Origin of the sequence: Streptomyces sp. NPDC005202 (genome assembly GCF_040608235.1) — a bacterium.
Taxonomy (GTDB): Bacteria; Actinomycetota; Actinomycetes; order Streptomycetales; family Streptomycetaceae; genus Streptomyces.
In genome coordinates, this window is record NZ_JBEXHW010000018.1 from 122,335 (window position 1) to 132,413 (window position 10,079).

The 10,079-nt window shown below is 70.0% G+C and carries 13 protein-coding genes; 10 read left to right on the forward strand and 3 right to left on the reverse strand.

Going from position 1 to position 10,079, the window contains the following annotated elements:
* Positions 1–29: 29 nt before the first annotated feature.
* Both ABZV31_RS24210 and ABZV31_RS24215 read right to left on the reverse strand, forming a co-directional pair.
* A complete protein-coding gene (locus ABZV31_RS24210; protein ID WP_355897446.1) occupies positions 30–617 on the reverse strand; it encodes an isochorismatase family protein in 588 nt (195 codons plus the stop codon).
* A gap of 132 nt (positions 618–749) precedes the next feature.
* The gene (locus ABZV31_RS24215; protein ID WP_355897448.1) at positions 750–2,096 is read right to left on the reverse strand and encodes a nicotinate phosphoribosyltransferase; all 1,347 of its coding nucleotides are present in this window, start codon (positions 2,094–2,096) and stop codon (positions 750–752) included.
* Positions 2,097–2,209: 113 nt separating this feature from the next.
* Here ABZV31_RS24215 and clpS point away from each other — a divergent pair, with 113 nt between their 5' ends.
* From clpS to ABZV31_RS24260, 9 genes are all read left to right on the forward strand, one after another.
* Positions 2,210–2,518, forward strand: coding sequence for an ATP-dependent Clp protease adapter ClpS (clpS, locus tag ABZV31_RS24220; RefSeq protein ID WP_355897451.1), 309 nt, complete (start codon positions 2,210–2,212; stop codon positions 2,516–2,518).
* Positions 2,519–2,550: 32 nt separating this feature from the next.
* Entirely contained in the window at positions 2,551–3,156 is a 606-nt protein-coding gene (locus tag ABZV31_RS24225; protein ID WP_355897452.1) for a DUF2017 domain-containing protein, read from the forward strand.
* 368 nt (positions 3,157–3,524) lie between these two features.
* On the forward strand, positions 3,525–4,976 hold the full coding sequence (locus ABZV31_RS24230) for an amino acid permease (RefSeq protein WP_355897455.1): 1,452 nt from the start codon (positions 3,525–3,527) through the stop codon (positions 4,974–4,976).
* Between the two features lie 224 nt (positions 4,977–5,200).
* The gene (locus ABZV31_RS24235) at positions 5,201–5,623 is read left to right on the forward strand and encodes a M67 family metallopeptidase (RefSeq protein ID WP_355897458.1); all 423 of its coding nucleotides are present in this window, start codon (positions 5,201–5,203) and stop codon (positions 5,621–5,623) included.
* 79 nt (positions 5,624–5,702) lie between these two features.
* Positions 5,703–5,798, forward strand: a complete 96-nt coding sequence (locus tag ABZV31_RS24240) for a putative leader peptide (RefSeq protein ID WP_328363763.1) — start codon at positions 5,703–5,705, stop codon at positions 5,796–5,798.
* Between the two features lie 114 nt (positions 5,799–5,912).
* The gene (locus ABZV31_RS24245) at positions 5,913–6,245 is read left to right on the forward strand and encodes a MoaD/ThiS family protein (RefSeq protein ID WP_355897461.1); all 333 of its coding nucleotides are present in this window, start codon (positions 5,913–5,915) and stop codon (positions 6,243–6,245) included.
* 5 nt (positions 6,246–6,250) lie between these two features.
* Positions 6,251–7,201: a cysteine synthase gene (locus tag ABZV31_RS24250; RefSeq protein ID WP_355897464.1), complete on the forward strand. Its 951-nt coding sequence runs from the start codon at positions 6,251–6,253 to the stop codon at positions 7,199–7,201.
* Positions 7,202–7,560: 359 nt separating this feature from the next.
* Positions 7,561–7,818, forward strand: a complete 258-nt coding sequence (locus ABZV31_RS24255) for a hypothetical protein (RefSeq protein ID WP_355897479.1) — start codon at positions 7,561–7,563, stop codon at positions 7,816–7,818.
* Between the two features lie 235 nt (positions 7,819–8,053).
* Positions 8,054–8,515, forward strand: coding sequence for a hypothetical protein (locus ABZV31_RS24260; RefSeq protein WP_355897467.1), 462 nt, complete (start codon positions 8,054–8,056; stop codon positions 8,513–8,515).
* Between the two features lie 12 nt (positions 8,516–8,527).
* Here ABZV31_RS24260 and ABZV31_RS24265 read toward each other — a convergent pair whose 3' ends face one another.
* The gene (locus ABZV31_RS24265) at positions 8,528–8,983 is read right to left on the reverse strand and encodes a type II toxin-antitoxin system PemK/MazF family toxin (protein ID WP_355897469.1); all 456 of its coding nucleotides are present in this window, start codon (positions 8,981–8,983) and stop codon (positions 8,528–8,530) included.
* 215 nt (positions 8,984–9,198) lie between these two features.
* Between ABZV31_RS24265 and ABZV31_RS24270 the strand changes: the two genes are divergently transcribed.
* Positions 9,199–9,951: an MBL fold metallo-hydrolase gene (locus tag ABZV31_RS24270; protein ID WP_355897472.1), complete on the forward strand. Its 753-nt coding sequence runs from the start codon at positions 9,199–9,201 to the stop codon at positions 9,949–9,951.
* Positions 9,952–10,079: the final 128 nt, after the last annotated feature.

Here is a 10,079-nt window from a genome sequence, read left to right on the forward strand (position 1 = left end):
CGCCAGACGGCACAGGCCTGACCCGGCCCCTACGCGACGACGGGCTTGCCCGAAAGCTCGACCCCCGCCTGCCGCATCTCCTTGAGCGCCCGCTCGGTGGTCTCCGCGGCCACCCCGGCGGTCAGGTCGAGGAGGACCTGGGTGCGGAAGCCCGCACGGACCGCATCCAGGGCGGTGGCCCGCACACAGTGGTCCGTGGCGATCCCGACCACGTCCACCTCGTCGATCTCCCGTGCCCTCAGCCAGTCGGCCAGGGACACCCCGTTCTCGTCGGCGCCCTCGAACCCGCTGTACGCCGCCGCGTACGCCCCCTTGTCGAAGACGGCGTCGACCGCGCCGGAGGTGACGGCCGGGGCGAAGTTCGGGTGGAAGCCAACCCCCTCCGTGCCCGCGACGCAGTGCGCGGGCCAGGAGCGGACGTAGTCGGGGTTGTCGGCGAAGTGGCCGCCGGGTGCGATGTGGTGGTCGCGGGTCGCCACCACGTGCCGGTAGCCGACGGGGGCCTGCCCGATCAGCTCGGTGATCGCGGCGGCGACGTCGGCACCCCCGGCCACCGCGAGGCTGCCCCCCTCGCAGAAGTCGTTCTGCACGTCAACGACGATCAAGGCGCGGCGCATGGTCGGTGTCCTTCGACTGTCGGGTCGGTGGGAAGGGTTGTGGTGCGGGCCCCGCCGGTGAACTTACGAGCCTAGAGACTCCGGCAGCCGCGCGGGAGAGGGCATTCGGCGGTGTACGAGTGCCCACCCGCTTTAGCTACCCGAGCGCCCGTGGACGTACTCCGTCGGAATGACGGGTTCCCCACGCGACAGCTGGGTCGCCGACAGCGGCAGGTTGGCGCGGGCGGCCGCGTGCCGGTCCCGGGCGACGTCCAACGGCTCGCGGGCGACGACCTCGCCGCCCTTGACCAGTTCGACGAGCAGCTGCCGGTCCGCAAGCTCCGTGGGCACCGGGCCCGTGCCCACGACCTCGGCCTCCGCGACCCCGTGCTCGTCCAGCCGCCGCGCCGCCCACTTGCGGCCGCCGATGGAGGTCTTGCCGCCGATGGACTTCTTCGCCACCGGCACCAGTGGCGCCTTGGGATCGGCGCTCTCGGACCGGGCGACCAGCTTGTAGACCATCGAGGCCGTCGGGTGGCCGGACCCGGTCACCAGCTGCGTACCGACGCCGTAGGCGTCCACGGGCGCCGCCGCCAGCGAGGCGATGGCGTACTCGTCGAGGTCCGAGGTGACGATGATCTTCGTGTCCCGCGCGCCCAGCTCGTCGAGCTGATGCCGCACCCGGTGCGCGACCAGCAGCAGGTCGCCGGAGTCGATGCGCACGGAGCCCAGCTCGGGCCCGGCGACCTCGACCGCCGTACGCACGGCCTCGGCGACGTCGTAGGTGTCCACGAGCAGCGTCGTGCCCCGGCCGAGCGAGTCGACCTGGGCCTGGAAGGCGTCCCGCTCGCGGTCGTGCAGCAGGGTGAAGGCGTGGGCGGAGGTGCCGACGGTCGGGATGTTGTAGCGGAAGCCGGCGGCCAGGTCGGAGGTGGAGGCGAAGCCGCCGACGTAGGCGGCCCGGGAGGCGGCGACGGCGGCCAGCTCGTGGGTGCGGCGGGCGCCCATCTCGATCAGCGGCCGCTCCCCGGCGGCCGAGGACATGCGGGAGGCGGCGGCCGCGATCGCCGAGTCATGGTTGAGGATCGACAGGATCACGGTCTCCAGGAGCACGCACTCGCCGAACGACCCTTCGACCCGCATGATCGGGGAGCCCGGGAAGTACACCTCGCCCTCGGGGTAGCCCCAGATGTCACCGCCGAAGCGGTAGTCGGCGAGCCAGTCGAGGGTCTCTTCGTCGACGACCCGGCGGTCGCGCAGGAAGCCGAGGACGTCCGCGTCGAAGCGGAAGTTCTCCACCGCGTCCAGCACGCGTCCGGTGCCCGCCACGACGCCGTAGCGTCGCCCCTCGGGCAGTCGCCGGGTGAAGACCTCGAAGACACTCCGCCGCTCGGCGGTGCCGGCCTTCAGGGCGGCCTGCAGCATCGTCAGCTCGTAGTGGTCCGTGAAGAGCGCCGTCGAGGGAACGTCCACCGGCAGCCCAAGGTCCGCTGTGTTCATGACCAGCAAATCGTACTCCCATTTCGTCAGTCTGACGATTTGTGGGTGTCGCCACGCGGCTCACCGTGGAGCCCATTTGTGCGACTACCCCCCTCCAGTGGCAGCATGGACTTGTGACGTCACCCGCTCCCGTAGAGATCGAACGTACCGAGTCGGCGGAGGAAGAGTTCGCCGTCCCCGAGCCCGACGTCCCCTGGGTCACGATCGTCCACAACGACCCGGTCAACCTCATGAGCTATGTGACGTACGTCTTCCAGACGTACTTCGGCTACTCCAAGGACAAGGCCACCAAGCTCATGCTCGACGTCCACCACAAGGGCCGGGCGGTCGTCTCCAGCGGCAGTCGCGAGGAGATGGAACGCGACGTGCAGGCGATGCACGGCTACGGTCTGTGGGCCACCCTCCAGCAGGACCGCAAATAGCCCGGACGGACCGGAAGCAGCGAACCCACTTCATGCCAGGACACTTCGAACCGCTCCCCGGCGGCGGCGCGGCCGTCGCGCTCGACGACATCGAGATCTCCATCATCCGCTCGCTGGCCACACAGCTCCTGGAGCTCATCGGCCCCGGCCCAGCCGAGGACGCCCCCGACGACCCGCTCGCCGCGCTGTTCGCCGAGGGCCCGAGCGAGCCGCCCGCCGACCCGGTCCTCAAGCGGCTCTTCCCGGACGCCTACTGCGACCCCGAGGAGACGCCCGCCCTGTCGCAGGAGGCCGAGGAGAGGCGCGCCTACTCGGCCGAGTTCCGCCGCTACACCGAGAACGACCTGCGCGCCGCTAAGCGCGAGAACGCCCTCGCGGTGATCCACTCGCTGAACCAGCTGGCGCCCGCGGGTGAGGGCGGGGCGGTCCTGGAGCTGTCGGTGGAGGAGTCCAAGCGGTGGCTCGGCGCCCTCAACGACCTGCGCCTGGCCATCGGCTCCCGTCTGGAGATCACCGACGAGGACGACACCGACAGCATCTACCGCCTCCCGGACGAGGACCCGCGCAAGCCGATGGTGATGGCGTACCTGTGGCTGGGCGGACTCCAGGAGACGCTCGTCTCGACCCTGATGCCGTAATCCTGTCCCTTATGCCCGGAAAATGCCCGGATACGCCCGGAAAATGCCCGGAAGCGGGCGCTGAAGTGTTCGCTCAGAGGACGCTCAAATCCGGATAACGATCGCGTTACCGTTGCGGCCGGTTATGGACCGTCCGGGTGCCCTTTGTCCGCTTCTCCCTGTGTGGTGTGCCACACGCCTTCCGGCGATCAGTGTTGCGGGCGTGATAAATCTTCACGACCGCCCGATGGACGCCACCCATGTCCCGTCGGGTGCGCCACCGAGCCGGCGACCGCCGGCCAGGCACAGCTCCAGCAATCCGGGGGGATCGGAACCCGATCCGAGGTCGACCAGCGGCCCGGGTCGGCATGGAGAAAGGCGCACCACACATGACCTCATCGCAGGTCGGTAAGGCATACGACGGCAGTGAGGCCGTGAGCGGCAAAGCCCCCGAAGAGGGGTACGAGCGCGGGCTCGGCAGCCGCCAGGTCCAGATGATCGCAATCGGCGGCGCCATCGGCGTCGGCCTGTTCCTGGGTGCCGGGGCGAACATCGCCAAGGCCGGGCCCAGCCTGATCTTCATGTACGCCCTCGCGGGCCTGATCATCTTCTTCATCATGCGGGCGCTCGGCGAGCTCCTGCTCTACCGCCCGGTCTCGGGCTCCTTCGCGGAGTACTCCCGCGAGTTCCTCGGCCCGTTCTTCGGCTACTTCACCGGCTGGACGTACTGGCTGATGTGGGTGGTGACCGGCATGGCCGAGCTGACGGCCGCCGCGATCTACGTTCACTACTGGTTCCCGGCCATCCCGCAGTGGGTGACGGCGCTGGTCTTCCTGGTGGTCCTGTTCGTGGCCAACCTGATCTCGGTGAAGCTGTTCGGCGAGATCGAGTTCTGGTTCTCGATGGTCAAGGTGACCGCGCTCATCGGCATGATCGTCATCGGCCTGGGCGTGCTCACCTTCGGCTTCAGCGCCGCCGGTGACACCGCGTCGGTCGCCAACCTCTGGCAGTTCGACGGCTTCTTCCCCAAGGGCATCGGCTCGTCCCTGATGACCCTGCAGGGCGTCATGTTCGCCTACCTCGCCGTCGAGCTGGTCGGCGTCACCGCCGGCGAGTCCGAGAACCCGGAGAAGACCCTCCCGAAGGCGATCAACACCCTGCCCTGGCGCATCGCCCTGTTCTACGTCGGCGCCCTCACCGTCATCCTGTGCGTGGTGAAGTGGACCCAGTTCGCGGAGGGCGTCAGCCCCTTCGTGAAGGCCTTCGCGGTCATCGGCATCCCGGCCGGCGCGGGCATCGTCAACTTCGTGGTGCTCACCGCGGCCCTGTCGTCCTGCAACTCGGGCATGTACTCCACGGGCCGCATGCTGCGCACCCTCGCCGACAACGGCGAGGCCCCGCGGGTCTTCAGCAAGCTGTCGGCCTCCAAGACCCCGGCGCTCGGCATCACCGTCTCCGTCGCCTTCATGGGCATCGGCGTGGTCCTGAACTACATCGTCCCGGAGAAGGCCTTCGGCTACGTCACCTCCGTCGCCACCGCGGCCGGCATCTGGACCTGGCTGATGATCCTGGTCAGCCACGTCCTGTACCGCCGCGCGGTCGAGGCGGGCCGGCTGCCCGCCTCCTCCTTCCCGGCGCCGGGCGGCGCGAAGTGCAGCTACGTCGCCATCGCGTTCCTGCTCTTCGTCACCTGCCTGATCGCCTACGACGCCGACTCCCGGGTCTGCCTGTACGTGATGGCCGTGTGGGCCGCTGCTCTGGCCATCGGCTGGGTGGTCCTCAAGGCCCGCAACCCGCAGGTCACCGTGCGTCGCGAGCCGGAGCTCGAAAAGGTCGGCTGACCTCAGGGGCCTGGCCCCGGATGTCCGGCCGCAGCGGGTACTCGTGGAACCCGCTGCGGCTGCCGCTCAGGAAGTCCGCCATGTGGGCCGTTCCGTACCACCCCTCGGTATGGAGCGGCCCGCTCGTCATCCACCACCGCCCTGCGTGGCTCCCCCGGAGCTGAACGCCTGGGGGGACCCCCATCGCGCGGCCCCCCTTCGGTTGTCTGCTTATCCTGACCTCCATGTTGACCATCACCCAGGCCCTCTACGACCAGATCGTCGCCCACGCGCGCCAGGACCACCCCGACGAGGCGTGCGGCGTCGTCGCGGGCCCGGTGGGCTCAGGCCGCCCCGAGCGGTTCATCCCCATGCTGAACGCGGCCCGCTCGCCCACCTTCTACGAGTTCGACTCGCAGGACCTGCTCAAGCTGTACCGCGAGATGGACGACCGCGACGAGGAGCCGGTGATCATCTACCACTCCCACACGGCGACCGAGGCCTACCCCTCGCGCACCGACATCTCCTACGCCAACGAGCCCGGCGCGCACTACGTCCTCGTCTCCACCGCGGACACGGACGGGGCCGGCGAGTTCCAGTTCCGCTCGTTCCGGATCGTGGAGGGCGAGGTCACGGAGGAGGAGGTCAAGGTCGTGGAGGCCTACTGATCCCGCAGTTCGGTCAGAGTTCATCCACGATGCGAGATCACATTCCGGGACCCGGACCGGGAATCGATACGATGACCCCATGGTTTTCCACGACGTGAGCGAGAAGACGCCGGGCACGCTGCTCGTGGCGCGGCTGCACGTCGACTTGTGCAGGCTCGCCAGCGCCATCTGTTGACGCTGCCCTGCCGCCGTACGGCCGTGAGCCGCGGCGTGTGCCCCTGCGTACGACCACGCTTCCGCGCCGCCGCGCGCCCACCGACCCGACACCATCCGACAGGAGCCCGCAACCATGGCCATCGAGGTCCGCATCCCGACCATCCTCCGCCAGTACACCGACGGCCAGAAGGCGGTGGAAGGCACCGGGGAGACCCTCGCCGAACTCTTCGCCGACCTCGAGACCCGGCACCCGGGCATCCAGGCCCGCATCGTCGACGGCGACCAGCTGCGCCGCTTCGTCAACGTCTACCTGAACGACGAGGACGTCCGCTTCCTCGACGGCATCACCACCAAGGTCGCCGACGGCGACAACGTGACGATCCTGCCGGCCGTGGCAGGAGGCGCTGCCGCGGCGAAGCCGCGTCCGACCGGGGTGGCGGTCGGGCGACGGGCGGGAATGGCCTGATCCCGATGCGGTACGACTCCCCCCTGGCCGCGGTCGGCAACACCCCCCTGGTGCGCCTGCCGCGGCTGTCGCCGTCCCCCGACGTCCGCATCTGGGCGAAGCTGGAGGACCGCAACCCGACCGGCTCGGTCAAGGACCGCCCCGCCCTGCACATGATCGAGCAGGCGGAGAAGGACGGCCGGCTGACCCCGGGCTGCACGATCCTGGAGCCGACCTCCGGCAACACCGGCATCTCGCTGGCCATGGCGGCCAAGCTCAAGGGCTACCGCATGGTGTGCGTGATGCCCGAAAACACCTCGCAGGAGCGCCGGGACCTGCTCGGCATGTGGGGCGCGGAGATCATCTCCAGCCCGGCCGCGGGCGGCTCCAACACCGCCGTACGCGTCGCCAAGGAGCTGGCCACCGAGCACCCCGACTGGGTGATGCTCTACCAGTACGGCAACCCGGACAACGCCGGCGCCCACTACGCCACGACCGGCCCCGAGATCCTCGCCGACCTGCCGTCGATCACACACTTCGTCGCCGGTCTCGGCACCACCGGCACCCTCATGGGCGTCGGCCGCTACCTGCGCGAGCACAAGCCGGACGTGAAGATCGTCGCCGCCGAGCCGCGCTACGACGACCTGGTGTACGGCCTGCGGAACCTCGACGAGGGCTTCGTCCCCGAGCTGTACGACGCCTCGGTCCTCACCACCCGCTTCTCCGTCGGCTCGGCCGACGCGGTCACCCGCACCCGTGAACTCCTCCAGCAGGAGGGCATCTTCGCGGGCGTCTCCACCGGCGCGGCGCTGCACGCCGCCATCGGTGTGGGGAAGAAGGCGCTGAAGGCGGGCGAGAGCGCGGACATCGTGTTCATCGTCGCCGACGGCGGCTGGAAGTACCTCTCGACCGGCGTCTACACGGCGGCCACCACGGAGGAGGCCATCGAGACGCTGCAGGGCCAGCTCTGGGCGTAGGACGCTGCAGGGCCAGCTCTGGGCGTAGGCCTCTCATCGACTCATCGGCGCGCCAACCCCCTCCTATGAGGGGGCTAAGCGCTGCCAATGGAGCGGCAAAGATCTTCCTCCGGGGCTGCCCGCCTCCTCCGGTGCGGGCTACGTTCTGCCCGCACCCTGTCATGTCACGCTCACTCGGCAACCGCGGGGTGTTCAAGGTGTTTTGAGTGTCATGTCCATGATCGCGCGTTCCACCGCCGCTACGCGCGTCGAGGGCCTGCCACTCAGCTTGTGAATCCCCACTTCCGGCTGTGGCTCCGCGTACGGCCCCACCCAGGCCTGCGCGGCGTCGGCCTCAGACCGAGAGAGGCAACACCCCCATGCGTGAGTCACGCCCGAGCAAGCGGCGACGGAGCCTGCGAAGACTCCTGGCCGCCGCCGTACCCGCCCTCGTCCTCACCGTCGCCGGTCTCATGGCGGCACCGGCCGCCGGGGCCCACACCGCACCGAAGACCCCCGCCCCCTCCGACCTGTCCTCGCTGGCCAGCTCCACGGTCACGCTGAAGTTCAGCGGAGTCGAGGACTCCTCGCTGCAGACCAGCTTCGTCATCGACGACACGGCGCTGACGACCGGCTGATCCGCACCCGCGGAACGATCCGCACCCGCGCAAGCGGAAAGGGGCCCCGGTCGTGGACGCGACCGGGGCCCCGGCGTGCGCGGCGACGGCGATGCTGACGGGCGCGGCGACGGGATCATGACGGGCGCGGCGACGGCGTGCGTGGTGGCGGGGATCCTGATGTGCTGGAGAAACGTCACATCGGCACGAGGGCAACGGGCACCCGGAACGGGTACAGCAGAAAGGCGGCCGCCCCATGCGCCGTACCACACTCCACCGGACCAGCGTCGCCGCCGCGGCAGCGACCTTCCTCCTCGCGGGCTGCGCCACACAGAACGACGGCGGGGCCTCTGGGAGCGGCGCGTCGGTGTCACCCACCCCCACGACGACCAGGCAGGGCTGCGCCACCCGCGCCGAGCTCACGGCCGCCGACAGCGGCCGCACCCTGTGCCTCACGGCCGGCGGGCAGGTCCGCCTCACGCTGGACGGCACCAAGGACCGCCCGTGGACGCCGGTCAAGGCCACGGGCAACGTCCTCAGGGCGGCCAACGCCGGGATCGTGATCCTGCCCGGCGACGCCGTCGCCGCCTTCGACGCGGTCGCGCCCGGAACGGCGCAGCTCACCTCGTCCCGCCCGCTGTGCGCGACCGGCCCGGACCGGATCTCGTGCAAGGGCATTCAGGAATGGACGGTCACGGTGAAGGTGACGAAGCCATGAGGCGCGGACGGCTCACCCCGCCAGATACCGCACCTGGTCCCACAGCACCGGGTCCACGACCCCCACCCGGCGCCGGAAGTCCCACACGGACACCTCCCGCACCTCGTCGGTCTCCAGGAAGCTGGTGCGCCCCTGCGCGTCCCCCACCGAGCCCGGCGGAAGAGGGATCACCCCGGCCCGTTCGTCGCGGTACTTGCTGGTGATCTTGGCGATCCTGGCGCGCTTGCCGCGGACGGACAGCACCAGGCAGGGGCGGTCCTTCGATCCCGGGCCCTCCTCGTACGGCACGCTGGCCCACCAGATCTCCGCCGGCTGCGGCCGCGCCGCGCCGCCCCGGCGGGCCGGGCGCCCCGGAGGCCGGGTCCTGCGGCCCTCGGGCCGGCGGCCCCGTCCCCACCCGTCGACGAGCGTGGCCACGAGCGCGAGCAGTACCACAGCCGCGAGCGCCAACCACCAGGACGTGTCCATATGGTTGACGTTACCGGCGTGCGAGCCTCACCGCGCGCCCTCTTTCGCCCCTCATACGCCCCGCATCCAGCCGAACCGGTGACAGCGCAGGTGAGTTCGCCCACAACAGCCCTTGCCGGAGGAGCGACCCGACCTTTTGCGCCTTACGCTCGACGGACCGCACGACCCCCGTCACCTTCTTTTTGATGTTCCCCGCCAGCGGAGGTTTCTGCTTTATGAAGCTCACCGTCGTCGGCTGCTCGGGGTCGTTCCCGTCCGCGGAGTCGGCCTGCTCGAGCTACCTCGTCGAGGCCGACGGCTTCCGGCTGCTTCTCGACATGGGCAACGGCGCCCTGGGTGAGCTGCAGCGCCACTGCGGTCTCTACGACCTTGACGCAATCTTCCTGAGCCATCTGCACGCCGACCACTGCATCGACATGCTCGGCTATTTCGTGGCGCGCTACTACCGCTACGAGGGCGGCCCCTGCGCCCCCCTCCCGGTCTACGGGCCCGAGGGCACCGAGCACCGACTGACCACCGCCTACGCCGACACCCCCACCGCCTCGTCCATGAGCGAGGTCTTCGACTTCCACACGGTGAAGCCGAGCACCTTCGAGATCGGCCCGTTCACCGTGCACACCGAACGGGTCCCCCACCCCGTGGAGGCATACGCCATCCGCGTCGAGCACGGCGGGAAGACGCTGACGTACTCCGGCGACACCGGCGTCAGCGACGCGCTGGAGGAACTCGCCCGGGACGCCGACCTGTTCCTGTGCGAGGCCGCCTTCACACACGGCAAGGAGAACATCCCCGACCTGCACCTCAACGGCCGCGAGGCGGGCGAGACGGCGACCCGGGCCCGCGCCCGGCGCCTGGTCCTCACCCACATCCCCCCGTGGACCGACCCCCAGATCAACCTCGCGGACGCGCGCGCGGTCTACGACGGCCCGGTGGAGCTGGCGGCGCCCAGCGTGACGTACGACATCTAGCCCGGACACGTACGACGGCCCCGGAACGGAGGTGGACGCTGTTGGTTAATTCGGGGCCTTACGCGTTCTTCGCCCCGTCGATCGTTTGGTCGGCGGGGCGAAGTCGCGCGAAGTGGCTGGTGCGGGTG

Excerpts from the sequence above, each read along its gene's own strand:
- ABZV31_RS24210 (WP_355897446.1), bottom strand. The coding sequence starts at position 617 with ATGCGCCGCGCCTTGATCGTCGTTGACGTGCAGAACGACTTCTGCGAG.
- ABZV31_RS24215 (WP_355897448.1), bottom strand. The coding sequence starts at position 2,096 with ATGAACACAGCGGACCTTGGGCTGCCGGTGGACGTTCCCTCGACGGCG.
- ABZV31_RS24225 (WP_355897452.1), top strand. The coding sequence starts at position 2,551 with ATGCCAGGACACTTCGAACCGCTCCCCGGCGGCGGCGCGGCCGTCGCG.
- ABZV31_RS24230 (WP_355897455.1), top strand. The coding sequence starts at position 3,525 with ATGACCTCATCGCAGGTCGGTAAGGCATACGACGGCAGTGAGGCCGTG.
- ABZV31_RS24235 (WP_355897458.1), top strand. The coding sequence starts at position 5,201 with ATGTTGACCATCACCCAGGCCCTCTACGACCAGATCGTCGCCCACGCG.
- ABZV31_RS24240 (WP_328363763.1), top strand. The coding sequence starts at position 5,703 with ATGGTTTTCCACGACGTGAGCGAGAAGACGCCGGGCACGCTGCTCGTG.
- ABZV31_RS24245 (WP_355897461.1), top strand. The coding sequence starts at position 5,913 with ATGGCCATCGAGGTCCGCATCCCGACCATCCTCCGCCAGTACACCGAC.
- ABZV31_RS24250 (WP_355897464.1), top strand. The coding sequence starts at position 6,251 with ATGCGGTACGACTCCCCCCTGGCCGCGGTCGGCAACACCCCCCTGGTG.
- ABZV31_RS24255 (WP_355897479.1), top strand. The coding sequence starts at position 7,561 with ATGCGTGAGTCACGCCCGAGCAAGCGGCGACGGAGCCTGCGAAGACTC.
- ABZV31_RS24260 (WP_355897467.1), top strand. The coding sequence starts at position 8,054 with ATGCGCCGTACCACACTCCACCGGACCAGCGTCGCCGCCGCGGCAGCG.
- ABZV31_RS24265 (WP_355897469.1), bottom strand. The coding sequence starts at position 8,983 with ATGGACACGTCCTGGTGGTTGGCGCTCGCGGCTGTGGTACTGCTCGCG.
- ABZV31_RS24270 (WP_355897472.1), top strand. The coding sequence starts at position 9,199 with ATGAAGCTCACCGTCGTCGGCTGCTCGGGGTCGTTCCCGTCCGCGGAG.